Genomic DNA, 25,856 nt, shown 5'->3' with positions numbered 1-25,856 from the left:
TGAATGAGCGACGACCTGTCCACCCGCCTGATTCATCACGCTTACAAGCCCCCTGAGGGGTTCGAGGCGGTGGCCCCGGGGGTGCACAAGGCGTCCACCGTCTTCTTTCCCAACGTCCAGGCGCTGCGCACGACGGACTGGAAGGACAAGAGCGGCTACACCTACGGCCTGCACGGCACGCCGACCACCTTCACGCTGGAAGAGCGCATTGCCACCATCGAAGGCGGCCATCATTGCGTTCTCGCACCCAGCGGCCTTGCCGCTGTGTCGCTGGTGGACATGGCGTTGCTGCGCCAGGGCGAAGAGGTGCTGATTCCCCACAATGCCTACGGGCCGGGCAAGTCGTTCGCCTCGGTGGAGCTTGCGGCATGGGGCATCACCCACCGGTATTTCGATGCGATGGACCCGGCCGACCTGGCGCGCAAGATCGGTCCCGCCACGCGCCTGGTCTGGCTGGAAGCCCCCGGCTCGGTAACGCTGGAGTTTCCCGACATTCCCGCCCTGGTCGAATGCGTGCGCCAGGCCAATGCGGCGCGGCAGAGCGCCCGCCCCATCGTCACCGCGCTGGACAACACCTGGGGCGCCGGCATCGCTTTCCAGCCCTTCGATCTGGGCGTGGACATCTCGGTGCAGGCCCTCACCAAGTACCCCAGCGGTGGCGCGGACGTGCTGATGGGCTCGGTCGTCACGCGCGATCTGACGTTGCACCGCCAGGTGCTGCTGACCCATATGCGTCTGGGCCTGAACATCGGGGTGAACGATGCCGAACTGGTGCTGCGCGGCCTCTCCAGCATGCAGTTGCGTTACCACGCGCAAGACGCCAGCACCCGTGAGTTGGCAGCCTGGATGGGACAGCAGCCGGGCGTGGTGCAGGTGTTGCACCCCGCCTTGCCTGGGTCTCCCGGCCACGACACCTGGCGGCGCGACGCCACCGCTGCGGCCTGCCTGTTCAGCGCCGTGTTCGATGCCACCATTCCGCAGGCACGGATCGATGCGTTCTGCGACCGCCTGTGCCTGTTCAAGCTCGGCTGGAGCTGGGCCGGGCCGATCAGCCTGTGTGCTCCCTACGACATCGGCCCCAGCCGCACCCAGGGCTGGCCGCATGCGGGCGGTCTGGTACGCTTTGCCGTGGGCCTGGAATCCGTGCACGACCTGCGAGCCGATCTGGCGCAGGCGCTGGTCGCACTGAACACCTGACCTTCTTCTTCCACCCACCTGAAAGACTCACTTGGCCACTCCCAACTACGGATACGAAAAGCGCCAACGCGAGCTTGCCAAGAAGAAAAAGAAAGAGGACAAGCTCAAAGCCAAGGCCAACCGCCAACAGCACGATGCCGACGCCCCGGAGGGCTCGGACACCGGTGCTCCCGAGGCACCGGATGACGCCTCGGCAGGTGGAGACGGCGCAGCAGACTGAAACCGCAGCCCCGCTCGTCGCGCCCGGGCCGCGTGCTCAGGGCGCAGGAATGCCTGCGGGCTCGCTGGCGATCAGGGCGAACGCTGCCTCCGCCAACGCCTGAGGCGAGCGGTTCCGCAAGGGCAACCGCCGGGCCTGCGGGAACCGCGTGAAGCTGCGCGAAATCGACTGCGCGTACATCGGGTCGTAGTGCCCGGTCAGCAGTTCCATCACCACTTCCGGCGTTCTGCCGTCGCGGACTTTCGCCGTCCAGGCCGCGACAACGGCTTTGCCGCGGAGTTCTGTCAGTGCTTCCAGGCGCTCGCAGAAGGCGGCCGGGTTCTTCACGAAGAAGTCGTAGTCTTCCAGCAGCAGCGCCACACGTTCTTCGTCAGCCAGCTGCAGGTCGATGCACGTGCTGTTGCGCATCGCGTTGATCAGGGCCTCCGGGACCCGCACGTTGCCCACCTTCCGGCTTTCGCTCTCCACGTACACCACGCGCCCGGGGTCGAAGCCGCGCAGGACGTCCCAGATGAGGGCGTCGAAGCGCTTCTGGCTGGGCTGCGTCTGCCCGGGAATGTGGCCCAGCACCGAGCTTCGGTGGCGCGCCAGGGCTTCCAGGTCGAGTACCTGCGCGCCTTGCGCCGCCAGCGCGTGCAGCAGGCGCGTCTTGCCACTGCCCGTGGGGCCGCAGACCACGCGGTACGACAGACGCTGGGCCAACCCGGGCAGGGCATCGACCAGTGCGGCCCGCCAGGCCTTGTAGCCGCCTTCGATCAGCGTCACGTGAAAGCCGATGGCACCGAGCACGGTGGCCAGCGCGCCGCTGCGTTGGCCGCCTCGCCAGCAGTAGGTGAGCGGCCTCCAGCCCTTGGGTTTGTCGATCACCTCACGTTCGATGTGCGCTGCGATGTTGCGGGCGGCGAGGGCGGCACCCCGTTTCCGGGCCTCGAAGGGGTTGACCTGCTTGTAGATCGTGCCGATTTCGATGCGCTGCTGGTTGTCCAGTGTGGGCCAGTTCACCGCACCCGGCAGGCGGTCGAGCGCGTATTCGTCCGGGGTGCGTGCGTCGATGACGGTGTCGAAGTCGCCGAGGCGGGTCATGGCCTCGGCGGCGCTCAGGATGTGGACGGGCATGCCCGATTATCGAGCCGGGAGCAGCTTTCGCAGTTCGGGCCAGACGTTGGCCAGCATGGTCGGCTGGGCGGTTTCGTTCGGATGGATGCGGTCGGACTGGAACAGCGCCGTGGGATCCTTCGTGTCCGCCACGCCCTTGAGGAAGAAGGGCACGAGTGCGGTTTTCTCGGCCTGGGCAACGCGGGTGAACACCTCCCGGAACTCCTGACCGTACTTCGCACCGTAATTGGGCGGCATCTCCATGCCCAGCAGCAGCACCCTGGCGCCGGCTTCGCGCGAGAGGCGGGCCATGGCGGCGAGGTTGTCGCGCGTCATGTTCAGCGGCAGGCCGCGAAGTGCGTCGTTGCCACCGAGCTCGATCACCACCACGGCGGGCTGGTGCTGCTTGAGCAGGGCAGCCAGGCGTGATCGCCCGCCCGAGGTGGTGTCGCCGCTGATGCTGGCGTTGACCACACGTGCGCGAACTTTTTCCCTGGTCACACGCTCTTCCAGCAGGGCCACCCAGCCGGTGCCGCGCTTGAGGCCGTACTCCGCGCTCAGCGAATCACCGACCACGAGAACGACCGGATCGGCCGGGGCCTGTGCCAGGGTGATGCCCGAAAACCCTGCGGCGGACAGTGCGCACAGCGAGCTGGCCAGCGCGTTAAAGTGACGGCGTTTCAACTTGAGAGTCCTTTCCATGTCCGATGTGATGATTGCGGTTCAGCATGTGTTCAAGTCGGTGACCGACTCCACCGGTTCCCTGACCATTCTGCGCGACATCGATTTCACGCTGAACAAAGGGGAAACCGCGGCCATCGTGGGAGCGTCCGGCTCGGGCAAGAGCACGCTGCTGTCGATCATCGCGGGGTTGGACACGCCCAGCAGCGGCACAGTTCACATCGACGGTGTCGATTTGTTCGCCATGGACGAGGACCAGCGCGCCGCCCTTCGCTCGCAGAAGGTCGGCTTTGTGTTCCAGAGCTTCCAGCTCCTGGGCAACCTGACGGCACTGGAGAACGTCATGCTGCCACTCGAATTGGCCGGCCTGCGCGACGCCCGCGCCACCGCCACGCAGATGTTGCAGCGCGTGGGCCTGGGCGAGCGCCTGTCGAGCTACCCCAAGGTGCTCTCCGGGGGCGAGCAGCAGCGCGTGGCACTGGCGCGGGCCTTCGTGGTACAGCCGGCGGTGCTCCTGGCCGATGAACCCACGGGCAGTCTGGACTTTGCCACCGGCGCACGCATCATGGAGCTGATGTTCGAGCTCAACCGGGAGCAGGGCACCACGCTCGTGCTGGTGACGCACGACCGCGCCATCGCCCACCGCTGCGAGCGCCGCATCACCATCGATGCGGGGCAGGTGGCGGTCGAAACAGAGCCGGCCTGAGGGGCTGTCAACCGGTCGACGGGTGCAGGCGCTGCCAGAGCGCCGCCACGTCATCGCCCACCCGGGCTGGCGGATGCCCGGCTTCCATGAGCGTGGCGAGCAGGCGCGTCAGCAATTCCTCCCGCGGCAGCACCGGTCCGTAGAACAGCACATCGCCGCCCCGGCCCACGAGCAGGGTCGGCAGGGTCTCGACTTCCAGGTCTCCCATCAGGTCGGCCTCGTCCTCGATGTCCAGCCAGCGCCAGTGCAGTTGCGGATGCGCGGCCGCGACGGCATCGACCACCGGCCGCCAGTCTCGGCAGGTGCCACACCACTGGGCACACAGGCTGATGACGTGAAGGGGTTCAATGGCCAAGCGGTCTCCGCAGTTGCTGCACGTCCAGCGCGCTCACCGGTGGCGCCTGGTTGCCCCATTGAGTGCGAACGTAGGTCAGCAGTTCCGCGAGTTCCTGGTCGTTGAACTGCAGCACGAAGGGCGGCATGCCGAACGGGCGCGGGTGTGCCTGGGTGGAAGGGCCGAAACCGCCGTTCAGGACGATCTGCGCCAGGTTGGCGGGCGACGCCATGGTCACCGTGCGGTTGCCCGCCAGCGGCGGATAGGCCACCGCGCCCTGGCTGCTCACGCCTTCCCCGCGCGCGCCATGGCATTGGGCGCAATGCTGTTCATATCGCTGCCCGCCGGCCGCCAGAACCCGGCTGTCCGCTGGTTCGTGGCGCAGCCGCTGTGTCACCGTTTCCGAGGGCAGTTGCCGCAGGTAGATGGCCATGGCCTGCAGGTCTTGTGGCGCCCAGTGCTGGGTGCTGTGCTGCACCACCTCGGCCATGGGGCCGCTCACCAGCGCGTCGCGGGCACGGCCGTCGCGGAACAGCGCCACGATCTCGTCCACCGACCAGTGCTGCAGGCCGGCCTCCGCCGGGTCGAGCAGCGAGGGCGCATACCAGCGTTGCATGGGAATGAGGCCGCCGGAGAGGCCGAGCAGGTTGCCCTGGCCGCCCAGCGCGTCGCGCGGTACGTGGCAGGCACTGCAATGTCCCAGCCCGTTCACGAGGTAGGCGCCGCGCTCCAGGGTGGCGGTCGACGTGGTGGCTGCCGCGGGCGGCGCGGCGTCCTGGGCGCGGAAGTACAGGGTGCGCCAGGCCTTCAGCGCGAACTGCGTGTTGTAGGGCCAGCGCATGTCGTGCGCGGGCACCGGCGTGTCCACGGGCGGCAGGCTGAGGAAAAACGCGAACAGGGCATCGCTGTCCTCGCGCGAAAGGCGCGTGGTGTTGCTATAGGGAAAGGCCGGATTGAGCCAGCGGCCGTCGCGCCCCTGGCCGTGGTGCAGCGCGCGCCAGAAATCGTCGGCGCTCCAGTCGCCTAGCCCGTTCTCGCTGGGCGTGAGGTTGCTGCCATACACCGTACCGAACGGGGTGACCACGCCCAGACCGCCAGCGAACGGCGTGCCGCCGCGCGTGGTGTGGCAGGCCTGGCAGTTGCCAAGCACGGCCAAGTAGCGCCCGCGCTCGATGGTGTGGGGGTCGGCCGGGTTGGACGCCACGTCGGCCGGTCTCACCACGAGGGGCTGGGCGGGCCACACCAGCCATGCCATCACGGCGGCGCCAGCGAGCAGCACCCCGCCCAGGACCAGCAAGGCCTTGCGGCCGGTGGAACGCAGGTGGGCGGCTCTCATGGGCGGCCTCCGGCAGGTGGCCGTGCGCTGCCGCATTGCTGCGGCAGCGGAGCGGTGGAGGGCGCAGCCGCATGGGCATCGGCAGGCGCCTGCTGTGTGGCCAGCCAGGCGCTCACGGCGGCGATGTCGGTCGGGCCAAGGCGCTGGGCGACATCGGCCATGCAGTCGGGCGCATGGGCCTTGCGCAAGCCGGCGCGCCACGCGCCGAGCTGGGCGTTGAGGTAGTCGCGCGGCAGGCCGAGCAGGCCGGGCGTGCCCGGCTGCACGCCGGTGAGCGCGCTGCCGTGGCAGGCCACGCAGGCCGGCAACTGGCGGGAGGCATCACCCCGCAGCGCCAGCTGCTCGCCGCGTTGCAGCTCTTGCGGTGTGGCGTTCACCCGCACGGGTGCCGGGTAAGGGACTTCCATGGCGGCGAAGTGCTGCGCGATCTCCATCAGGTAGGTGTCGCTCAACGGGGTGAGCAGCTGCGTCATCAGCGGATAGACACGCCGGCCATCGCGGAAATTGAGCAACTGGTTGTAGAGGTAGCCTGCCGGTTTGCCCGCCAGACGGGGATAGTAGCCATCGGGCGCGGCACGCCCCTGCGGGCCGTGGCAGGCGGTGCAGGCCATCATGCGTTGTGCCATGGTGTCTTCGAAACGGTGGGTGGTCTGTGCTGCACAGGGCAACAGCAGGGCTCCGAAGGCGAGCAGCAGGGCACTGCGCCATGCATGGCGCGGCGGCAGGCAGGAGAACAAGGTCATGTCGTGGCCAGTCTTGTCGGTGAGAGCGCGGGCGAGGTCGTTCGGTTCCAGTCCGTGGGGTGGGGCAGGCAGCATGCCAGTGCGGTGGCCAGGGGCGCCAGGCGGGCTGGCAGTTCCGGACCACCGAGCCATTCATCCTCGCGGAAGAACACGTTGTCGATGGCGAGTGCCGCCGCCTGTGCAGCGGGCCAGTGGGCCACCGTACCGGGCACGGTCGAAAGGCCATTTTCCTCGCTGCGCAGCAGCACCCATTGGCCGCGTTGTTCGCCGAGGTGAACCGGTGCGGCCAGGGAGAAGCCGGCCCATTGCAGATTGGGTACCGCCGTGATCTCGCCACGCAGCAACCAGCCGCGGCCGGTGTCGCGTGCCCGCAAGGGTTCCAACCAGGGGGAGAGGGTTGCTGCACGCTCGCCGCACAGGAGGTCGACCAGCCAATGGTCGCGCAAGGCGATGTTGGGCGACAGCAGCAGCGCCTCGATGGTCATGCGTTGTGCCCACAGCAGCCAGGCGGCAGCGGGATGGTGGCGTGCCAGCTCCGCCGCGCCTGCGATCAGGTGGTCCAGCCCACCGTCACCACCCAGTCGGGGTGGCACGCCGCAGCGCAGCAAGCCGCTGTCCACCACCTGCATCAGAGCCGTGGCGCCAGCGTCATGGGACATTTCTCGGGCATGGGTGGACATGCCGTTATCGTCGTTCATGCCCATCTGATGTGCAATATGCAGTTTTATTGAAATACAACCAGATCAGATGTGCGAGCTGATCTGCTCTGCTCCGCCCGGATTGCGCGGCATCTGATCCGTGGCAGATGGCGTGCTGCAGGCGATACTGGCCCGATGTTCAAGACCATGAGAGATACGTGGCCCAAGACCTGGCGCGTAACAGGCTGGCTCCTCGCGGCCGGCGCGCTGTGCGGCCTTCAGTGGCTGGGTGACCAGCTGGTCGCGCTGCTGGGCTGGCCGCTGCCCGGATCGCTCGCGGGCCTGCTGATGCTGCTCGGGCTGCTGACGCTGCGGGGCGGCGTGCCGCGCGGCCTGGACGAGGTGGCCGCGCCGCTGCTCAGGCACCTGATGCTGTTCCTGATTCCCTCGGTGGCCGCCGTCGGGCTGTACGCCCACCTGCTGCTGGAGCATGTGGCCCTGTTCGTTCTGACAGCCACGCTGGGCACGGTGGTCACGATCGTGGTGACGGGCTGGACACTGCACCGGTTGCTGAAAGACCGTCAGCCGTGAGTCCGTCGACCCTCTTCTGGACACTGGTGACCGTGCTGGCCTACACGACGGCGCTCCGGCTGTACCAGCGCAGCGGCCACCATCTGCTCTGCCTGCCGGTGCTCAGCGGCACGGCGCTGGTACTGGGGGCCATGACACTGATGGGGGTGGGTTATCCGTTGTACGAGGAGGCGACCCGCGTGCTGAGCTGGCTCACTGGCCCGGCCATCATCGCGCTCGCCGTACCGTTGTACCGGCAGGCCGCCTTGCTGCGCCGCCTGGCGCTGCCCCTGCTGGGCGCGTTGCTGGCCGGATGCCTGGCGTCCGTGCTGGGCACGCTGCTGCTGGCCCAGGTTCTGGGATCACCGCTGGCGCTTGCGCTCTCGCTGGCTCCGAAGGCCGCCACCATGCCCATCGCCATGCAGGCGGCCGAGCGGGCGGGTGGCGTGCCGGCGGTGGCGGCCCTGGCCGTGGTGACCACGGGCGTCCTTGGCACCTTGTTCGCCGGGCCTGTGTTGCGGCTTGTGCGGCTGGACGACCCGACCACGCGCAGTTTTGCGCTGGGGCTGGTGGCGCATGCCATCGGTACCGCCCGCGTGCTGCAGACGCACCCGGGCAGTGTGGCGTTCGCGGCGCTGGCCATGGGCCTGAATGGCGTGAGCACCGCGCTGGTGATCGCCCTGCTGGCGCGCTGGCTGTGAGGACCCGGAGGAAAGAGGGCGCGGAGGCCGCGCCGCTAAGATCGCCCGACCCTGTCCACGATGCCTACCCCATGAGCGGCGCACACCTCACCCGCTACCAGCAACTCGCCGAAGAGATAGCCGATGGCATCCGGGCGGGGGTGCTGCGCCCTGGCGAACGCCTGCCTTCGGTGCGCCAGACGTGCGAGCAGCGTGGTGTGAGCCCGTCCACGGTGTTCCAGGCCTATGGGCAGCTGGAATCGCAAGGACTGGTGGAGGCGCGTGCACGTTCCGGCTTCTACGTGCGTGCCACGCGCCGGCCCACGCGCTCGGTGCCCAAGGCCGCACGGCCGAGTGCCGAGGCCACGCCGGTGGCGATCAGCGAACTGGTGTACGAGCTGCTGGGCTCGACGCGCGATGCCGAGGTGGTACCGCTGGGGTCGGCGTTTCCCGCACCGCACCTGTTCCCCTTCGATGCCCTCGCGCGCAGCGGCGCGCGTGCCATGCGGCGTCTGCCCGCCAGTCGCATCACCGGTGCTTTGACGGCCGGGGATGAAGGGCTGCGCCAGGCCCTGCGGCGGCGCTACGCGCTGCACGGTGTGCCGCTGGCTGCGGACGAGCTGGTCATCACCAACGGCGCCATGGAAGCGCTCAACCTCTGTCTGCAGGCCGTCACGAAACCGGGTGACGTGGTGGTGGTGGAGTCGCCCACGTTCTACGCCGCGCTGCAGGCGCTCGAGCGCTTGCACCTGAAGGCGGTGGAGGTCGCCACCGATCCGCGCGAAGGCGTGGACATCGGTGCGCTCGCCAACCTGCTGGAGCGCCAGCCAGTGGCTGCGTGCTGGTTCATGCCCAGCTTCCAGAACCCGCTGGGTGCGCTCATGCCGCCCGAGCGCAAGCAGGCGCTGGTGGCCTTGCTCGCGCGCCACCGCGTGCCGCTGATCGAGGACGATGTGTATGGCGAGCTGCATGCGGCGGCCCGCCGGCCACCGCCGGCCAAGGCGTTCGACCGCGAGGGTGGCGTGCTCCATTGCGCTTCCTTCTCCAAATGCCTGGCGCCGGGATACCGCGTCGGCTGGACCGCTGCCGGGCGTTATGCCGGTGCGGTGGAGCGCCTCAAGATGTCGAGTTCGCTGGCCACCGCCATTCCGCCCCAGCTGGCGCTGGTGGACTATCTGGCGCAAGGGGGTTACGACCGCCATCTGCGTCGCCTGCGCGAGGCGCTGGCTGGCCAGCAGCAGCGGGCGTTGCGGCTGGTGGAGCGGCATTTTCCGGCGGGTACCCGCGTCACGCGTCCACTGGGGGGGTATTTCCTCTGGCTCGAGCTGCCACCGGCGGTCGATGCGCTCGCGCTGCACCATCGGGCGCGCGCCCGCAACATCAGCACCGCGCCCGGGGTGCTGTTTTCGGCCGACCGCCGCTTCACGCACCACCTGCGGCTCAACGTCGGCCACCCGGACGACGCACGTTTCGACGCGGCGCTGCGGCTGCTCGGCGAGCTCGCGCACGGCGCATGAGCGGTGGCCGGGCAGCGCTAGCGCCGATAATCGCCCGATGTCTTCCCCCAAAGTGCTGTTCGGCTTCCATGCCGTGGGCGTGCGCCTGAAAACCGCCCCGAAATCCATCATCGAGATCTACTACGAGCCGACGCGGCGCGATGCGCGCATGCGCCAGTTCCTGGACAAGGCGCGCGAGGCCAATGCACGGTTGATCGAGGCCGACAGCCTGCGCATCGCCAAGCTGGCCGGCAGTCATGGCCACCAGGGCGTGGCTGCGCGCGTGGAAGCGGTGGCGCAGGTGCGTTCGCTCGACGAACTGCTGGAGCAACTCGAGCCGACCGGCATTCCGCCGCTGCTGCTTGTGCTGGACGGCATCACCGACCCGCACAACCTCGGGGCCTGCCTGCGCGTGGCCGACGGTGCGGGTGCGCACGCCGTGATCGCGCCCAAGGACCACGCGGCCGGCATCAACGCCACCGTGGCCAAGGTGGCCAGCGGCGCGGCCGAGACCATGCCGTACTTCATGGTGACCAACCTTGCGCGCACGCTGAACGAACTCAAGGAACGCAACATCTGGGTCATCGGCACCAGTGACGACGCCCCCAGGACGCTCTACCAGGTCGACCTCAAGGGCCCGGTGGCGCTCGTGCTCGGCGCCGAGGGGGCTGGCATGCGCCAGCTCACGCGCAAGACCTGCGACGAACTGGTCAGCATTCCCATGGCCGGTGCGGTCGAGAGCCTGAATGTCTCGGTCGCCAGCGGCGTCTGCCTGTACGAAGCGCTGCGCCAGCGCAACTGATCACGGCCATGCTCGACACGGTGCGCGACTGGATCCGGGAGGCGCGCCACATGGCCGTGCTCACCGGCGCGGGCATGAGCGCCGAGTCCGGCGTGCCCACCTTCCGCGATGCGCAGACCGGGTTGTGGGCGCACTTCAACCCGCAGGAGCTCGCCACCGAGGCCGCCTTCCGCGCCCACCCGCAGCGCGTGTGGGACTGGTACGCACACCGCCGCGAGATGATCGCTGCCGTGCAACCCAACGCGGGCCACCGGGCGCTGGCGGCGTTCTCACAACGCAACCCCGGCCGCCTCACGCTCATCACACAGAACGTGGACGGGCTGCACCAGCTCGCCGGCAACACCGACGCCCTGGCCCTGCACGGCAACATCGCGCAGGACCGCTGGCTCGATGCGCCGCGCGATTGCTGCCAGCCCGATCGCCTCGAAGCTGGCCACCCGCCGCGCTGCCCCTCGTGTGGCAATCTCCGCAGGCCCGCCGTGGTCTGGTTTGGTGAGCATCTGCCCGCGCAGGCGCTGGAAGACGCGGAACGCGCCGCTCGCAAGTGCGAGCTGATGCTGGTGGTCGGCACGTCCGGCGAGGTCTATCCCGCCGCTGGCCTGGCGTTCACCGCGCACCAGAGCGGCGCCCGCGTGGTCGTCGTCAACCCCGAGCCGACGCCACTGGACGCGGTGGCGGAACACCGGCTGGGTGAGTCCGCAGCGGTGTGCCTGCCCGCGTTGCTGGCCTGAGCCACCCCTTTCACCTCAACCCCTGGAGACGTCACATGCCCATCGCCACCCTCGACATCTGGCACGACCTGGTTCAGAACCGCAACGCCAAAGGCCTGCGCGACCTGCTCGCGGAAGACGTGGTCTTTCATTCACCGGTGGTGCACACACCCCAGGCGGGCAGGGCTGTGACCACGCAGTACCTGGCCGCCGCGTTCCAGGTGTTTTTCAACCCCTCGTTCCGCTATGTGCGCGAGGTGGTCGGCCCGCGTGACGCGGTGCTGGAGTTCCAGGTGGAGATCGACGGCATCACCGTCAACGGGGTCGACATGATCCGCTGGAACGACGAGGGCCGCATCACCGACTTCAAGGTCATGATCCGCCCGCTCAAGGCGATCAACCTCATTCACCAGAAGATGGGTGCCCTGCTGCAGGCCGGCCAGCAGCAACAGTAGGCGGCGGGTCAGACCAGGCCCAGCGCCCCGAGCACGGCGCCCGCGCCGATCATCCACAGCAGGTGAATCTTCGTGCGCCACACCAGCACAGTGGCCACGGCCGTGAGCAGCCACAGCGGCCAGTCGCGTGCCGGGTGTTCGTGGGAACCGGTGAGCAGCCAGCCGGTGGCGATGAGCAGGGCGATCACGATCGGTGCCATGCCGGTCTTGAAGGCGCGAACCGCGCGCAGTTCGCGGTTGTCGTGCGCCCAGCGCGTGGCGGTGTAGGTGAGCACGGAAGAGGGCAGCAGGATGGCCACCAGGGTGACGAGCACGCCGAACATGGCGAAGGCCCAGGCCAGCCAGCCGCCGGCGGGGCCACCACCCGCGTTGAGGCCGACGTTCCAGCCCAGCACGGCCACGAACAGCACGTTGGGGCCGGGTGCGGCCTGCGAGATGGCGATGGAGGAGGTGAACTGCGCGTCGCTCAGCCAGCCGTTCTGGAAGACGAGGTAGCGGTGCATGTCGGGCGCCGTGGTGATGGCGCCGCCGATCGCCAGCAGCGAGAGCGAGGCGAAGTGTGTGAAAAGGTCGAACCAGTTGGCGGCGGTCGGCTGCATCATGGTTCAGGCCTCACCCTTCTTCTGCCGATCGGCGTCCGCATCGCTCAGCACGCGGTAGGCCCAGAGGCAGGCACTGCCACCGATGCCCAGCAGCACCCAGAGCAGGGGCCAGCGCAGCAGGGCGATGGCGACGAAGGTGAGGGCGGCCAGACCGATGCACACGACCATGCCCATGGCATTCTTGTTCAGCGCGCCGATCAGCTTGATACCGGTGGCGGCCACCAGTCCGGCGGCCACCGCGCCCATGCCGCGCAGCGCGTTCTGTGGGATCACACTGTCGGCCACGCTGCCGTAGAGCGCGGCCAGCAGCAGCACCAACACCAGAGGTGCCGTCAGCATGCCGGCCAGCGCGGCCAGGGCACCCCGAAGCCCGAAGTAGCGCCCGCCGATCATCATCGAGAGGTTGACCACGTTCGGGCCCGGCATGATCTGCGCAACGGCCCAGTCCTCCACGAACTGCTCACGCGTCATCCAGCGCTTTTTCTCCACCAGCTCGCGCTGCACCACCGCCAGCACACCGCCGAAGCCCTGCAAGGCCAGCCAGGTGAACGAGACGAACAGATCGGTCTTGGAGAGGGGGCGGTGGAGGGGTTGCTGGTCGGCAGCTTCGGGCGGTATCGGAGCGGTGGCGGGCATGCCGGGATTATCGGTGCGCCGGCTCCCAAGGCCGTGGCGGTCTGTGGGGTTGGGGGCCTTTACAACGCCAGCTCCCAGGTCTCACCGACGAGATCCTGGCCATAGCCGTGGTAAGGCTCGCTGTGCACCAGCTCGAAGCCGCGCCGGGCGTAGATGGCGCGGGCCACGTCGAGGTTGCTGTTGGTCCACAGCACCATCTTGCGGTACCCCTTGGCGCGCGCGAAGGCGATGCACTCCTCGGTCAGCCGCGCGCCCAGGCCGAGGCCGCGAGCGGCCGGGGTGAGGATCAGCAGCCGCAACTGCGCTTCGGTGTCGCTCTTGCGGACCACGAAGACCGAGCCCACGCGCTCGCCGTCGAGCTCGGCGATCCAGCCACGTTCCCAGGCGGGGTCGTGGCGCCGGATCATGCCGGCCACGATCTCCGCCACCAGGGCCTCGAATTCGCTGTTCCAGCCGTACTCGAGCCCGTAGATCTCGCCATGCTGTTCCACGACCCAACCCATGTCGCCCGCTCGCACGTCGCGCAGCACGGCGGTGCGCTGGGATGTGGCGGTGGGGTCCAGCAGGGACTGCACGCGCGCCAGTGCCGTGACGAGCGTGTGGCGCTGGTCGGGCGCCAATGGGGCCAGCAGGCGCGCGGCCTCTTCGCGCGAGCGCTGTTGCATCGGCTCGAACGCGGCCCGGCCTTCGGCCGTGAGGCTCAGCGCATGTTGCCGTGCATCGGTGGGCGAGGGTGTGCGGGTGATCCAGCCCGCTTCAGTGAAGCGCCGAACGATGCGGCTCACGTAGCCCGCGTCGAGCAGGAGACGGCGCCCCAGCTCGCTCGCGGTGCATGGCGCGTGGTGCGCCAGTTCGTAGAGCACCCGGACTTCGGTGAGCGAGAACGCACTGCCCAGGTACGGGTCGAGCAGGCCACTGCGCTGGGTGTAGAGGCGGTTGAAGGCGCGCATGGCGCGCACCTGGGCGGGGTCGACCGGCGCGGTCCCGGGCATGGCGTCTGTCATCGCCCGGATTCTGGCGCATTTACTTGACTCAGGCAATTAAATGATTGACGCGACTGTCTTCAGCCCGTTTGCAGCATCTCTCTCACCCGCTCGCGGGTGAGAGGCTTGGTCACGAATCCACGGATCAGGGGCATGTCGCCCGCGCGCAGGCGGTCCTGCGGCGCGTCTGACGAGGTCAGCATCATGACGAGCATGGTCGGCTTGTCCTGCAGCAGCGGTCGGGCCTGCCGCGCGAACTCGAAGCCGTCCATCTGTGGCATGTTGATGTCCAGGAACAGGCAGGTGGGCACGGTCAATTCGTCCACGCGCAGGAAGGCCAGTGCGTCGGCACCGCTTTCGAACACGTGCACCTCGCCCGTGAAGCCGGCGCGGCGGATCATGATCTCGTGGTAGACGTTGTCGGCCTCGTTGTCGTCGACGAGGATGAAGCGCTGGGGAATGGGCATCGCGTCGCCTTTACGAGGGGGTGCCATGGGGCACTGGCAGGTGCAGCGTGAAGCGGCTGCCCTCGCCAGGGGTGGATTGCACGGAGAGGTGCCCGCCATGCAGCGCGGCGATGCGCCGGCAGATGGACAGGCCCAGGCCCGAGCCGGCATGCGTCTTGCGCGAGTGCAGCCGCTTCAGAAGATCGAAGATGCTGGCCTGGTGTTCGGGCGCGATGCCGATGCCGTTGTCTTCCACGTGGATCTGGTCGAAACCGTGTTCGCGTGTGGCACTCACGCGCACCCGGGGCGGGACACCCGGTTGCGCGAACGCGATCCCGTTGGCCACGAGGTTCTGCAGTGCGATGCGCAGCAGGGATGCGTCGGCCTGCACCGTGGGCAGTGTGGCCATGTCCAGCTGGCCACCGGCTTGCGTGATCGCGGCGCTCAGGTCGTCGCGGACCTGTTCGACCAGCAGGTTCACGTCCACCGGGCCGCTGTCGAGCGCGTGGCGGTCGAGCCGCACATACCGCAGCAGGCCATCGAGCAGGCTGGCCATGCGCTGGCCTCCGGCGCTGACGAAGCCCAGGTAGCGCCGGGCCTCGGGTGGAAGCCGTTCCCCGTGATCGGCTTCGAGCAGCGAGCTGAAGTTGTTGATGGAGTTGATCGGTTCGCGCAGGTCGTGCGACATGATGTGGATGAAGCGCTCCTGCTCCAGCGTCTTGCGCTCCAGCTGGAGGATGGTGTCGCCCAGCAGCCGTTCCTTGTTCTTGAGCTCCTGGATGTCGCGCCCGCGCATCACGACGCCAGTGATGCCCCCGTCTTCGTCCCGCACGGGCAGCAACGCGATTTCCATGTGCCGGCTGCCGGCGACCTTGAAGTCGGAGACGCGCTGGTAGATCACCGTCTCGCCAGCCATGGCGCGGTCCAGCTTGGAGCCGACCAGGGCGTAGGCCGCCTCACCCAGGCGTTGCTTCACGGTGATGCCGATGATTTCCTCGCGCGAGCACCCGATGTAGTTCAGATAGGTCTGGTTGATGTGGCGGTAGACCCCATCGGTGTCGATATAGGCCTGCAGGTCCAGCCCGGCGGCGGCCATGGCGGTGAGCTCTTCGTGTTCCTGCTTGACCGCGCGGGCCTTGCGTGCGGCCTCGATCTGGCGCGCGCGTTCGTTTTCCAGCAGGGTGGCCACCAGACCGGAGAGGCGGCTGAGCGCGGTGAGTTGCACGGAGTGCAGCTGCCGCACCATCTGGTCCACCACGCAGACCGTGCCCAGGGCGAAACCGTCGGACGTGACGATGGGGGCGCCCGCGTAAAAGCGCACGTTGGTCGTGCCTTGCACCAGTGGGTTCTGTCTGAAGCGGGCGTCCTGGCTCATGTCCTCCACCACCATGACCTGCTCCGGGTTGAGGATGGCGTGCGTGCAGAAGGACATTTCGCGCGGGGTTTCGCACACGTCCACCCCCACGCGCGATTTGAACCACTGCCGGTCGCGGTCGACGAGCGTGATCAGTGCCACCGGCGTGCCGCAGATCACCTGGGCCAGCGCCGAGATGTCGTCGAACGCCTTCTGCGGCAGGCTGTCGAGCACGCCCAGGCCGCGCAACCGGGCCAGGCGCTGTTCTTCGTTGTGGGGAAGGGGGGCTGTCTGCATGCGGGCCGGAACCGGAGGGAAAGCAGGGGGTGCCCGATGATTGCATACCGGGCAGGGTATGCGCGATACGCCGGACGGCGCATGCCGGTACCCGGAAGTGCTACACACGATTCCGTCACGTTTGGGGCGTACTTGATCGGAAACAGCAAGCGCGGTGCGCGGGGCACCAGCCACCAGAGCGTCCCGCGGAACCGGCTCGGGCGGGCCGCCAGGTGCGGTCCCCCCCGGGGGAAGACGCCGCAGGCGGCGCAGGGGGGCTCTCTTACACCGACATCCCGCCCGAGACCTCGATCACCGCGCCGTTGATGTAACTCGCTTCGTCGCTGGCCAGGAAGGCATAGACGTTGGCGATTTCCTCCGGTCGCCCCAACCGGTGCAGCGGCACGCGGCGCTCCATGTCCTCGATCACCTTGGCTGGCATGGTGTCCAGGATCGGCGTGGCGATGAAGCCCGGCGCCACCGCGTTCACCCGGATACCCTTGGGGCCCAGTTCGCGGCTCCAGGTCTTGGTGAAGCCGATCACGCCGAACTTGCTGGCCGCGTAGTTGGTCTGCCCGAAGTTGCCGTAGATGCCCACGACCGATGAGGCGTTGAGGATGACGCCGCTGCCCTGCGCGACCATGCCGTCGGCCACGGCCTGGGCGCAATGGAACACGCCACGCAGGTTCACATCGATCACGCGGTCGAACTGTTCCAGGGTCATCTTCTGCAGGCGAGCGTCCTGGGTGATGCCGGCGTTGTTCACCAGGACGTCGATGCGGCCGAAGCGTTCGTGCACCTGGGCCACCACGGCGTCCACCATCTCGCGCTGGGTGACGTCCACCACGAAGCCCGCGGCCGGCGCACCCAGCGCCTCACACTGGCGCACGGCATCGTCGACAGCGGCCTGCTTCACGTCGCAGACGATGACGGCGGCGCCCTCCCGGGCGAATTTGAGGGCGGTGGCCAGGCCGATGCCCTGGGCCGCTCCGGTGATGAGGCTGATTTTTCCTTCGAGTCGTTTCATGCGTGGGGGAACAGGGGTCAATAAACGGGCTGGTGCTGCCGGATGGCCTTCTTCACGGCATCGCTCAGTGCGAATCCCGCGCCGTAGCGTGAGGCCAGCTCACCGCAGCGCCGTTCGAAAGCTTCGATGCCCATGCCGTAGATGAACTGAAGCGCGCCACCCGTCCAGGCCGGGAAGCCGATGCCGAAGATCGAGCCGATGTTGCCGTCGTGCACGGTGGTGAGCACGCCCTCGGCCAGGCAGCGCGCCGTTTCCACCGACTGACGGTAGAGCAGGCGGTCCTTGATGTCCTGCAGGTCCCAGGCGGCATCGGGCTTCTCGAAGCGGGTCTTGAGCTCGGGCCAGAGCTGCTTCTTGTGGCCGGCGGGGTAGTCGTAGAAACCGCCTCCAGCGGCGCGGCCCGGGCGCTTGAACTCCCGCACCATGCGCTCGACCAGCAATTCGCCCGGCGTGGCGGCGTAGCTGCGGCCTTCTTTCTCGACGTCGGCGCGGGTCTGGTCCAGCACATGCACCGAGAGCGAGAGCGCGGTCTCGTCCAGCACCGCGAGCGGCCCGACCGGCATGCCGGCCTGCACGGCCGCGTTCTCGATCACGGGCGCGGGAATGCCTTCGCCCAGCATTGCGGCACCTTCCATCACGAAGGTGCCGAAGGTGCGGCTGGTGTAGAAGCCGCGCGAGTCGTTCACCACGATGGGCAGCTTGCCCAGCGCCTGCACATAGTCGTAGGCGCGCGCGATGGTCTCGTCGTCCGTCTCCTTGCCCCGGATGATCTCCACCAGCTTCATCTTGTCCACCGGGCTGAAGAAGTGGATGCCGACGAAGCGCTGCGGTCGGCTGCTGGCCTGCGCCAGACCCGTGATGGGCAGGGTGGAGGTGTTGCTGGCGAAAAAGCCCCCGGTAGCCAGCATGGGCTCGGCTTCCTTGGTGACGGCGGCCTTGAGTTCGCGGTTCTCGAACACCGCTTCGATGATCAGATCGCAGCCCCTGAGGTCGCCCGGATGATCGGTGGGGTGGATGTGGTCGAGCAGGTCGCGCTGGTCGTAGGGACTCATGCGGCCCTTGTCGACACGCTCCTGCGTGAGCTTGAAGCTGTAGGACTTGCCGCGTTCGGCGGTTTCGATGCTCACGTCCTCCAGCACGGTGCGGATGCCCCGGCCCGCCTGCACGTAAGCGATGCCCGCGCCCATCATGCCCGCGCCCAGGATGCCCACCTTCTTCGGCTTGTAGCGCGAGATGCCTTGCGGGCGTGACTGGCCGCTCTTGATCGCGTTCAGGTTGAAGAAGAATGTGTTGATCATGTTCTTGGCCACCGGGCTCACGATCAGCCTGGCCAGGTAGCGGCTTTCGATGCGCAGCGCGGTGTCGAAGTCCACCATCGCGCCTTCGGCCATGGCCGCCAGCGCGGCTTCCGGCGCTGGGTAGAGCCCGCGTGTCTTCTGCTTGAGCACGGCCGACGCGACGGTGAGCATGCCGGCGACCTTGGGGTTGGAGGGCGTGCCGCCGGGAATCTTGTGGTCCTTCGCATCCCACGGCTGGCGCGAATGCGGGTGCGTCGCGATCCAGGCCAGTGCCGCGCTGCGCAGCGCGGCTGCCACATCGCCCTCGGGCGGCACCAGCTCGTGCACCAGGCCGAGTTCCTGCGCCTCGCGCGGGTTGAACAGCTTGCTCTCCAGAATGTAAGGTTGCGCGCCCATGAGGCCGAGCAGGCGCACCATCTTCGTGATGCCGCTCGCGCCAGGGATCAGGCCCAGCGTGATCTCGGGCAGGCCGAGCTGGATCTTCGGGTCGTTCACCGCGATGCGGTGGTGACCCATCAGCGCCACTTCCCAGCCACCGCCGAGCGCGGCGCCGTTGATGCAGCTCACCACCGGCACGCCCAGCGTCTCCAGGGTGCGGAAGTTCTTCTTGGTCTGCTCGATGCTGGCGAACACGGCGGGGGCGTCGCTCGCCTGCAGCCGCATCGTGCCCTTGAGATCGGCACCAGCGAAAAAGGTGCTCTTGGCCGAGGCCAGGATGATGCCCTTGATGTTGGCGCAGTCGCGCATCACCTGCGCGGTGACCTCGGTGAGGTCGGCCTGCCAGTCGGCACACATGGTGTTGACTGGTGAGCCTTCCTCGTCGAAGGTGATGGTGGCGATGCCGTCGGCGAGTTCGTAGCGGATGGTTTTCATCGTTTCGCTTTCAACTTACGAATGTCTTCAGTCCAGAAACACCGCGGAACCGGCTTCGCCGGGCCGCAGGTGTTGCCCCCTTTCAGGGGGTGAGGCGCGAAGCGCGGCGCGGGGGTGGTTCGTCAGACCCTTTCGACGATCGTCGCGATGCCCATGCCGCCACCGACGCAGAGCGTGGCCAGGCCGTAGCGCAACTGACGCCGGTGCAGTTCGTCGATCAGGGTGCCGAGGATCATGGCGCCGGTGGCCCCGAGCGGATGGCCCATGGCGATCGCGCCACCATTCACGTTCACCTTCTCGTGCGGCACCCCCATGTCCTTCATGAATTTCATCGGCACGGCGGCGAAGGCTTCGTTCACCTCGAACAGGTCGATCTGGTCGATCGACAGGCCGGCCTTTTCCAGTGCCTTGCGCGCCGCCGGCATCGGCCCGGTGAGCATGATCGTCGGGTCTGCGCCCGAGAGCGCCACCGAGACGATGCGCGCGCGCGGCGTGAGGCCGTGCGTGCGGCCCGCGCCCTCGCTGCCGATGAGCATGGCGGTGGCACCGTCGACGATGCCCGAGGAGTTGCCCGCGTGGTGCACGTGGTGGATGCGCTCCACCTGCGGATACCGCTGCAACGCCACCGCATCGAAGCCCATGTTGCCCAGGTGGTCGAACGCGGGTTTGAGTGAGGCCAGTCCTTCCATGGTGGTGTGCGGCTTGATGAACTCGTCTTCTTCCAGAATGGTCTGGCCGAGGAAGTCCGTGACCGGCACCACCGAGCCCTTGAAGTGGCCGGCCTGGCGAGCGGCGGCGGCGCGCTTCTGGGACTCGAGCGCGAACGCATCCACGTCCTCCCGGGTGAAGCCTTCGAGCGTCGCGATCAGGTCGGCGCCAATGCCTTGCGGCACGAAGAGTGTCTCGCTGTTGGTCTGCGGGTCCTGCGCCCAGGCACCACCGTCGGAGCCGATGGGCACGCGGCTCATGCTCTCCACGCCGCCGGCCACCACCAGGTCTTCCCAGCCGCTCTTCACTTTCATCGCCGCCATGTTCACGGCCTCGAGGCCGGAGGCACAGAAGCGGTTGAGCTGCACGCCCGAACAGCGCCAGTCCCAGCCGGCCTTGAGCGCCGCCACCTTTGCGATGACCGAGCCCTGCTCACCGATGGGCGACACCACGCCCATGACCACATCGTCCACCGCGCCGGTGTCGAAGCGGTTGCGCTGCTGGAGCTGGGTCAGCACCCCGGCCAGCAGGTCGATCGGCTTGACCTCGTGCAGGCTGCCGTCTTTCTTGCCCTTGCCGCGCGGTGTGCGCACGGCGTCGAATACGAAGGCTTCGCTCATGGTGTCTCCTGGGGGATGGCGGATGGCGCGAACCAGTATAGACTTTTGCCAAGCATTTGCTTTGCAAAATTCCCCGACGCAGTCTGATAGGTGACATCATGATCGAACGCACCCTGTTCAACGCCGACCACGAAGCCTTCCGCGACAGCTTCCGCAAGTTCATGGAGAAAGAGATCGCACCGCACCACGAGGCCTGGGAAGAGCAGGGCTATGTGGACCGGGCGGTGTGGAGCAGGGCGGGCGAGAACGGTTTTCTCTGTATGTCGCTGCCCGAGGCTTATGGTGGATCGGACGCCGACAAGCTGTACTCTGTGGTCCAGATGGAGGAGATCGCGCGCGCCGGTTTCAGCGGCATCGGCTTCGGTTTGCACAGCGAGATCGTGGCGCCCTACATCCTTCACTACGGAACGGAGCAGCAGAAGAACCGTTACCTGCCCAGGCTCGCCAGCGGCGAGATGGTGGGTGCGATCGCCATGAGCGAGCCCGCCGCCGGCAGCGATCTGCAGGGTGTGAAGAGCACGGCGATCCGGCAGGCCGATGGCAGCTACCTGCTCAATGGCAGCAAGACCTTCATCACCAATGGCTGGCATGCCGACCTCGTGATCGTGGTGGCCAAGACCGATCCCGGTGCGGGCGCCAAGGGCACGAGCCTGCTGCTGGTGGAGCGCGGCATGCCAGGCTTCGAGAAAGGCAAGCGGCTGAAGAAGCTGGGCATGAAGGCGCAGGACACGTCCGAACTGTTCTTCGACAACGTGAAGGTGCCGGCCGACAACCTGCTGGGTGGCCTCGCCATGGAAGGCCGGGGCTTCATCTGCCTGATGGAGCAGCTCCCCTGGGAGCGGCTGCAGATTGCCATCAGCGCGGTCGCCTCGGCACAGGCCGCGATCGACTGGACGGTGCAGTACACCAAAGACCGCAAGGTGTTCGGGCAGACGGTGGCGCAGTTCCAGAACACGCGCTACACGCTCGCGGAGTTGCAGACCGAGGTGCAGGTGGCGCGCGTGTTCGTCGACAAGTGCTGCGAACTCATCGTGCAAGGCAAGCTCGACACCGCCACAGCCAGCATGGCGAAGTACTGGTGCTCGGACTTGCAGTGCAAGGTGATGGACGAATGCCTGCAGCTGCACGGCGGCTACGGCTACATGTGGGAATATCCCATCACCCGCGCCTATGCCGATGCGCGCGTGCAGCGCATCTACGGTGGCACGAACGAAATCATGAAGGAAGTGATCTCGCGCGGCATGGGCCTGGGCGGGAGGTGATGCCATGGGCTTTGGAAGGACCACGCCGATCTTGCGCATCTTCGACGAGGCGAAGGCGCGCGAGTTCTATCTCGACTTCCTGGGCTTCCAGCTCGACTGGGAGCACCGGTTCGAGCCCGGTTTTCCGCTTTACCTGCAAGTGTCCCGCAGTGGTTGCGTGCTGCACCTTTCAGAGCATCACGGCGACGCGTGCCCGGGTTCCGCAGTGCGCATCGAAACCGACGAACTCGACGCCTTTCACGCCGGCCTGACCGCGGCCAATTACAGGTATGCCCGTCCTGGCATCGAGAACACGCCCTGGGGCAGCCGTGAGGTGCGGATCGCAGACCCCTTCGGCAACCGCCTCACTTTTTTTCAGCCAGAACCCGGTTGACGCAGGTTCAGAGCTGGATCACGCGGGTCAGCGCAATTCCTTCAGGGGCCTCGTAGTCCGCCAGCACCCAGGCGCGGGCCGGGTGGGTGGCCGCATCCTGCAACAGCCCGAGCAGGAACCGGATCGAGGGTGCATCCAGCGCGGCAAACGGCTGGTCGATCAGCGTCAGGGGCGTGCCACAGGCGAACGCGGCGGTGAGCCAGACCTTGCGCCGGCTGCCGGTGGACAGCATGTACATCGGCTTGGCCAGGTGCGGGCCGAGCGAGAAGCCCTCGATCAGCTCGGCCATCGCGTCCGCATCGAAGTGCGGGTAGTGGTGGCTCAGGCTGTCCAGATAGCCCTTGGCCGCGAGCGCGTCATGGGCCTCGGTCTGGGGATCGATCCAGAACACCCGCTGCCGGTAGGCGTCGTGGTGCTCGCCGAGGTGGATGCCGTGGACGACGAGCGAGCCTTCATCCGCGTTCTGTGCACCCGCCATCAACCGCAGCAAGGTGCTCTTGCCACGGCCGTCGTCACCCCGCACCAGGGTGACCCCGGGGAGCACGTCGAAGGAGAGACCATCGAACAGCAGCGGCCGGGACCAGCCGAACCGCAGGCCTTTGACCTGCAGCACAGGCTCTTCAGGATCCGTGTTCACTTCAATAGCCTATGGAGTAACGCAGGCCGTTGTGGTTGAGCACCGCGCTGCGCTGGCCGATGGTCTCCAGCTTGAAACCGGGAGAGATCTCCTGGCCTTCCTGCAGCACCTTGCCGTTGACGATCAGCATGCGCAGCGCTGGGTTCTTCGAGTAAGTGGATCCGCTCACGCTCACCTGCGGCAACTGCGCGCGGGCCTCTGGCGAGAGTTCGGCGAAGCTGCGCACGGCTGCCGCGCTGGCGTCGGATGCGGTGCTCGTGGCGGAGGGAGCCGGTGCGGCTTGTGCGGGTGCTGGCGCGGTGGTCGTGGCCGCGGTGCGCGCTGCCGGGGCTGAGGCTGGGGTCGGGTGTGGTGTCGGTGCAGGTGCCGGGGCCCGCTTCGGCGGCTCCTCCCGAGGAGGCGCAAGGATGGGCTGCGCCGGGGCGGGTGGCGGCGCGGGGCTGGCCGGCATGGGCGCCTGCGCGACCTGATTGGCCGGTGCCACCACGGATGGCGTCGATGACGCGGTGGGAGCCGGTTGTGCCGCGGGCGTGGGTGACGGCGTGGCCGTGGCTCGTGGTTCGGGCCTGCTGAGCCACCACCAGGCGCCCGCGGCGATCAGAACGAGAACCGCCGCCGCGATGGTGTGCGCGGGCTTCCAGCGCCGTACCGGCTGGGTCTTGAGGCCAGCGGGCGGCACGATCTGGCTCTTGAGGCCGGGCACGTGGCCGCGTTCGCGTTCCGCCTCCGCGCGCTGTAGGGCATCGAGGATGTAGGACATCTTGGAATCCCGCCTCAGGAGCCGGAGGTGGCGAGCCGGGGCTCGTCCACGCCGCTGGCGAGGTTGACCTGCATGAAGGTGATCGGGCCGGCCAGGCCTGCGGCTTCGATGCCGTTGGCGCGCTGGAAGGCCTGGATGCGGGCGGTGAGCTGCTTGGCCGAGGGCGGCACCTTGCCGGCCGCCTGCAGGTTCGCGATGCGCTCCCCCAGCCAGTCGGCGGCCGGGCCCGTGCGGCCATCCACCAGGCGGGTGGTCTGGCCGGGCGGGGTGCGCCACAGGGTGGCGAAGTCGCCACTCCAGATGTCGGTCAGCGTGGCCAGCGGCATGCGCCAGCGTTGCTCGCCGGCCTGCAGTGTGGCGGTGTCGCTGTCGAGCGCGGTCACCAGGGCCATGCCCGAGCCCTGGCCGGCCGGGCGCAAGGTCACGATGCCCGGGCGGTTGAGCTGACGCAGGCCGGCGACGGTCAGGCGGTCGGTGCGGTAGCACTGCAGCTGCGCCTGCTGCGCGGCGTTGCAGGGGTCGTCCGACGCCAGGGTCTGCCCCCAGAGCGGGCCGAGCGCCCGCCAGGCTTCGGTCTCGTTCTTCAGCAGGGCAGAGGCTTCGGGTGGGCCGGTCAATGGCTCCGGGCGAGGGGGAGGGGTGGTGGCCGGCGTGGTCGCTGCGACGGCAGGTGGCGGTGCGGCCACCGCCGTCGGGACCGGTCGTGGCGCGCTCTGGTTCCAGAGCCAGAACAGCGCTCCCGCGACCAGCGCGCCCACCACCAGGCCGATTCCCAGTGTGCCCAGCAGCGAGACATTGACCGCCTGGGACAGCAGGGCGGGTCGTCGGCTGGTTTTCACCGGCGGCGGATCGTCCCCGAACACCTCGACGGCGGCCTTGTCCACCACAGCGCGGTCCACCCGCGCCTGGTTGGTGGCATAAGCACCGAGCAATGCACGGTCGCAGAGCAGGTTGACGCGGCGCGGCACGCCGCGCGCGATTTCGTGGATGCGCTGGATCGCCTGACTGGAGAAGGGCAGTGGCCCGCGCAGGCCGGCGACCTGCATCCGGTGCTCGATGTACTGGCGGGTTTCGGCCTCGTTGAGCGCACCCAGGTGGAAGCGCGCGATGACCCGCTGGGCAAGCTGCTCGAGCTCGGGGCGCGCGAGCACATCGCGCAACTCAGGCTGGCCGATCAGGATGATCTGCAACAGCTTGCGCTCCCTCGTTTCCAGGTTGGTCAGCAGCCGCAACTGCTCCAGCACATGCGGCGTGAGGTTCTGCGCCTCGTCGATGATGAGCACGTTGCGCTCGCCCCTGGCGTGGCTTTCCAGCAGGTACTCGTTGAATGGATCCAGGTAGTCCTTGATCGTGGCCGGACCGGTGCCCTCATGCTTGACCTCGACATGGAACTCGCGGCAGATCGTCCGCAGCAGATCGCCGACGGTGAGCTTGGGGTTGAAGATGTAGGCGACCCGGCATTGCTCCGGGATCTGCTCAAGGAAACAGCGGCAGATGGTGGTCTTGCCGGCGCCGATTTCCCCGCTGAGCAGCACGAAGCCGCCACCACCACGAATGCCATAGAGCAGGTGTGCCAGGGCTTCACGGTGGCGCTCGCTCATGAAGAGGTAGCGCGGATCGGGCGCGATGGAGAACGGGTCCTGCTTCAACCCGAAGAATTCGGCGTACATGCCCCAGAGCATAACGGGGCCGCCGGGGGCGGGCAACGACGCCGGGCAGGCCCCGGCCCGGCGTCAGCCCGCGGGATCAGGCCGCCAGGGCCATGGAGCGTTGCGCCCCCTGTTTGGCCTCTTGGGCCGAGGCGGAGCATTCGATGTCGCCGGCGAGCTGGCCACCTTCCTCGATCACGACCTTGCCATAGCGGATCTTGCCGGTGACCTTGCCCGATGCGTAGATGACGAGCTTCTGGCGCACCGTGAGGTTGCCGTCGAACACACCACGGATCTCGGCGATATCGATTTCGGCGGACCCCTTGAACTCGCCTTGTTGCGCGATCTGGATCACGCGCGAATCCATCGTTGCTTCCACGAGGCCTTCGACCACCAGCGTGTCGCAGTCCGTGATTTCCACGCCCTTGAGCTTGATGTTCGGTCCGACCGTGAGCTTGCTGCCGCCTTCGGGCACCGCGGCGGATGCCGTGGTGGTGCTGGCGACCGGCGTGGCCAGATCCGCCTCGGGGGTGGATGGGGTCTGCGGCTGGGCTTGCGAGCTGGTCGCGCTGCTGGAGGGCTGGCCGTAGCGTTGCGTGGCCATGCCGGTGTTCAGGGTTTTGGGTTGGTCGTCTCGTTTGCCAAAGTGCAGTGCCATGCCAGCTCCTTCAAAAAGTGAAGCGGCCATG

29 protein-coding genes are annotated in these 25,856 nt (G+C 67.9%); 11 read left to right on the top strand and 18 right to left on the bottom strand.

The features are described from left to right. Positions 1–3 precede the first annotated feature (3 nt). Both J2X09_RS00845 and J2X09_RS00840 read left to right on the top strand, forming a co-directional pair. The gene (locus tag J2X09_RS00845; RefSeq protein ID WP_204731460.1) at positions 4–1,197 is read left to right on the top strand and encodes a PLP-dependent transferase; all 1,194 of its coding nucleotides are present in this window, start codon (positions 4–6) and stop codon (positions 1,195–1,197) included. Between the two features lie 31 nt (positions 1,198–1,228). Further along, on the top strand, positions 1,229–1,417 hold the full coding sequence (locus J2X09_RS00840; RefSeq protein WP_204731459.1) for a hypothetical protein: 189 nt from the start codon (positions 1,229–1,231) through the stop codon (positions 1,415–1,417). 36 nt (positions 1,418–1,453) lie between these two features. Here the strand turns inward: J2X09_RS00840 and mnmH are convergent, their stop codons facing one another. Together mnmH and J2X09_RS00830 are read right to left on the bottom strand one after the other, a co-directional pair. Next, complete coding sequence (gene mnmH, locus J2X09_RS00835) at positions 1,454–2,533, bottom strand: tRNA 2-selenouridine(34) synthase MnmH (RefSeq protein WP_204731458.1); 1,080 nt, start codon at positions 2,531–2,533, stop codon at positions 1,454–1,456. A gap of 6 nt (positions 2,534–2,539) precedes the next feature. Beyond that, positions 2,540–3,214 (bottom strand): arylesterase, encoded by a 675-nt coding sequence (locus tag J2X09_RS00830; protein ID WP_204731457.1) that lies wholly within the window; start codon positions 3,212–3,214, stop codon positions 2,540–2,542. On the opposite strand from J2X09_RS00830, the gene J2X09_RS00825 reads away from it, so the two are divergent. Continuing rightward, positions 3,213–3,899 (top strand): ABC transporter ATP-binding protein, encoded by a 687-nt coding sequence (locus J2X09_RS00825; protein ID WP_310307028.1) that lies wholly within the window; start codon positions 3,213–3,215, stop codon positions 3,897–3,899. The genes J2X09_RS00830 and J2X09_RS00825 overlap by 2 nt on opposite strands. 7 nt (positions 3,900–3,906) lie before the next feature. Here J2X09_RS00825 and J2X09_RS00820 read toward each other — a convergent pair whose 3' ends face one another. From J2X09_RS00820 to J2X09_RS00805, 4 genes are read right to left on the bottom strand one after another with little or no spacing between them, the layout of a single operon-like run. Beyond that, the gene (locus J2X09_RS00820) at positions 3,907–4,254 is read right to left on the bottom strand and encodes a thioredoxin family protein (protein WP_204731456.1); all 348 of its coding nucleotides are present in this window, start codon (positions 4,252–4,254) and stop codon (positions 3,907–3,909) included. Beyond that, complete coding sequence (locus tag J2X09_RS00815; RefSeq protein ID WP_204731455.1) at positions 4,244–5,569, bottom strand: cytochrome c; 1,326 nt, start codon at positions 5,567–5,569, stop codon at positions 4,244–4,246. Before J2X09_RS00815 ends, J2X09_RS00820 begins: the two co-directional genes overlap by 11 nt. Next, the gene (locus tag J2X09_RS00810; RefSeq protein WP_204731454.1) at positions 5,566–6,312 is read right to left on the bottom strand and encodes a c-type cytochrome; all 747 of its coding nucleotides are present in this window, start codon (positions 6,310–6,312) and stop codon (positions 5,566–5,568) included. Before J2X09_RS00810 ends, J2X09_RS00815 begins: the two co-directional genes overlap by 4 nt. Further along, on the bottom strand, positions 6,309–7,010 hold the full coding sequence (locus tag J2X09_RS00805; protein ID WP_204731453.1) for an acyl-CoA dehydrogenase family protein: 702 nt from the start codon (positions 7,008–7,010) through the stop codon (positions 6,309–6,311). Before J2X09_RS00805 ends, J2X09_RS00810 begins: the two co-directional genes overlap by 4 nt. A gap of 147 nt (positions 7,011–7,157) precedes the next feature. Here J2X09_RS00805 and J2X09_RS00800 point away from each other — a divergent pair, with 147 nt between their 5' ends. The 6 genes from J2X09_RS00800 to J2X09_RS00775 all read left to right on the top strand — a co-directional run bounded on the left by J2X09_RS00800 (position 7,158) and on the right by J2X09_RS00775 (position 11,663). After that, positions 7,158–7,541 (top strand): CidA/LrgA family protein, encoded by a 384-nt coding sequence (locus tag J2X09_RS00800; RefSeq protein ID WP_204731452.1) that lies wholly within the window; start codon positions 7,158–7,160, stop codon positions 7,539–7,541. Next, entirely contained in the window at positions 7,538–8,221 is a 684-nt protein-coding gene (locus J2X09_RS00795) for an LrgB family protein (protein ID WP_310307022.1), read from the top strand. The genes J2X09_RS00800 and J2X09_RS00795 overlap by 4 nt, the downstream gene beginning before the upstream one ends. A gap of 71 nt (positions 8,222–8,292) precedes the next feature. Next, entirely contained in the window at positions 8,293–9,717 is a 1,425-nt protein-coding gene (locus J2X09_RS00790; protein ID WP_204731451.1) for an aminotransferase-like domain-containing protein, read from the top strand. Positions 9,718–9,754: 37 nt separating this feature from the next. Beyond that, complete coding sequence (gene rlmB, locus J2X09_RS00785) at positions 9,755–10,498, top strand: 23S rRNA (guanosine(2251)-2'-O)-methyltransferase RlmB (RefSeq protein ID WP_204731450.1); 744 nt, start codon at positions 9,755–9,757, stop codon at positions 10,496–10,498. Positions 10,499–10,506: 8 nt separating this feature from the next. After that, positions 10,507–11,229 (top strand): SIR2 family NAD-dependent protein deacylase, encoded by a 723-nt coding sequence (locus tag J2X09_RS00780; protein WP_204731449.1) that lies wholly within the window; start codon positions 10,507–10,509, stop codon positions 11,227–11,229. A 35-nt stretch (positions 11,230–11,264) separates the two neighbouring features. Then, positions 11,265–11,663 (top strand): nuclear transport factor 2 family protein, encoded by a 399-nt coding sequence (locus J2X09_RS00775; protein ID WP_204731448.1) that lies wholly within the window; start codon positions 11,265–11,267, stop codon positions 11,661–11,663. An 8-nt stretch (positions 11,664–11,671) separates the two neighbouring features. On the opposite strand, the gene J2X09_RS00770 is transcribed toward J2X09_RS00775, so the two are convergent. The 8 genes from J2X09_RS00770 to J2X09_RS00735 all read right to left on the bottom strand — a co-directional run bounded on the left by J2X09_RS00770 (position 11,672) and on the right by J2X09_RS00735 (position 20,486). Further along, entirely contained in the window at positions 11,672–12,265 is a 594-nt protein-coding gene (locus tag J2X09_RS00770; protein ID WP_204731447.1) for a chromate transporter, read from the bottom strand. Between the two features lie 3 nt (positions 12,266–12,268). Continuing rightward, positions 12,269–12,901: a chromate transporter gene (locus tag J2X09_RS00765; RefSeq protein ID WP_204731446.1), complete on the bottom strand. Its 633-nt coding sequence runs from the start codon at positions 12,899–12,901 to the stop codon at positions 12,269–12,271. Positions 12,902–12,960: 59 nt separating this feature from the next. Then, positions 12,961–13,905 (bottom strand): bifunctional helix-turn-helix transcriptional regulator/GNAT family N-acetyltransferase, encoded by a 945-nt coding sequence (locus J2X09_RS00760; RefSeq protein WP_204731445.1) that lies wholly within the window; start codon positions 13,903–13,905, stop codon positions 12,961–12,963. A gap of 59 nt (positions 13,906–13,964) precedes the next feature. Then, positions 13,965–14,351 (bottom strand): response regulator, encoded by a 387-nt coding sequence (locus tag J2X09_RS00755; protein ID WP_204731444.1) that lies wholly within the window; start codon positions 14,349–14,351, stop codon positions 13,965–13,967. 10 nt (positions 14,352–14,361) lie between these two features. Next, entirely contained in the window at positions 14,362–15,981 is a 1,620-nt protein-coding gene (locus J2X09_RS00750) for a GAF domain-containing sensor histidine kinase (protein WP_204731443.1), read from the bottom strand. A gap of 262 nt (positions 15,982–16,243) precedes the next feature. Further along, entirely contained in the window at positions 16,244–16,987 is a 744-nt protein-coding gene (fabG, locus tag J2X09_RS00745; RefSeq protein ID WP_204731442.1) for a 3-oxoacyl-ACP reductase FabG, read from the bottom strand. A 17-nt stretch (positions 16,988–17,004) separates the two neighbouring features. Beyond that, positions 17,005–19,158, bottom strand: coding sequence for a 3-hydroxyacyl-CoA dehydrogenase NAD-binding domain-containing protein (locus J2X09_RS00740; protein WP_204731441.1), 2,154 nt, complete (start codon positions 19,156–19,158; stop codon positions 17,005–17,007). A gap of 122 nt (positions 19,159–19,280) precedes the next feature. After that, positions 19,281–20,486, bottom strand: coding sequence for an acetyl-CoA C-acetyltransferase (locus J2X09_RS00735; protein WP_204731440.1), 1,206 nt, complete (start codon positions 20,484–20,486; stop codon positions 19,281–19,283). Between the two features lie 98 nt (positions 20,487–20,584). Here J2X09_RS00735 and J2X09_RS00730 point away from each other — a divergent pair, with 98 nt between their 5' ends. Together J2X09_RS00730 and J2X09_RS00725 are read left to right on the top strand one after the other, a co-directional pair. Next, positions 20,585–21,748, top strand: a complete 1,164-nt coding sequence (locus J2X09_RS00730) for an acyl-CoA dehydrogenase family protein (protein ID WP_204731439.1) — start codon at positions 20,585–20,587, stop codon at positions 21,746–21,748. Between the two features lie 4 nt (positions 21,749–21,752). Further along, positions 21,753–22,121: a glyoxalase superfamily protein gene (locus tag J2X09_RS00725; protein WP_204731438.1), complete on the top strand. Its 369-nt coding sequence runs from the start codon at positions 21,753–21,755 to the stop codon at positions 22,119–22,121. A gap of 7 nt (positions 22,122–22,128) precedes the next feature. Here the strand turns inward: J2X09_RS00725 and J2X09_RS00720 are convergent, their stop codons facing one another. The 4 genes from J2X09_RS00720 to J2X09_RS00705 form a co-directional block, all read right to left on the bottom strand. Beyond that, positions 22,129–22,758, bottom strand: coding sequence for an ABC transporter ATP-binding protein (locus J2X09_RS00720; protein WP_310307015.1), 630 nt, complete (start codon positions 22,756–22,758; stop codon positions 22,129–22,131). Between the two features lies 1 nt (position 22,759). Beyond that, positions 22,760–23,518, bottom strand: coding sequence for a general secretion pathway protein GspB (locus J2X09_RS00715; RefSeq protein ID WP_204731437.1), 759 nt, complete (start codon positions 23,516–23,518; stop codon positions 22,760–22,762). A gap of 14 nt (positions 23,519–23,532) precedes the next feature. After that, the gene (locus tag J2X09_RS00710; RefSeq protein ID WP_204731436.1) at positions 23,533–25,188 is read right to left on the bottom strand and encodes an ExeA family protein; all 1,656 of its coding nucleotides are present in this window, start codon (positions 25,186–25,188) and stop codon (positions 23,533–23,535) included. Positions 25,189–25,264: 76 nt separating this feature from the next. Continuing rightward, positions 25,265–25,825: a bactofilin family protein gene (locus J2X09_RS00705; RefSeq protein ID WP_204731435.1), complete on the bottom strand. Its 561-nt coding sequence runs from the start codon at positions 25,823–25,825 to the stop codon at positions 25,265–25,267. Positions 25,826–25,856: the final 31 nt, after the last annotated feature.

Source organism: Hydrogenophaga laconesensis (assembly GCF_031457235.1).
Classification (GTDB): Bacteria; Pseudomonadota; Gammaproteobacteria; order Burkholderiales; family Burkholderiaceae_C; genus Hydrogenophaga; species Hydrogenophaga laconesensis.
Note: the sequence above shows the minus strand (reverse complement) of the source record. Positions and strands in the feature narration are given on the sequence as shown.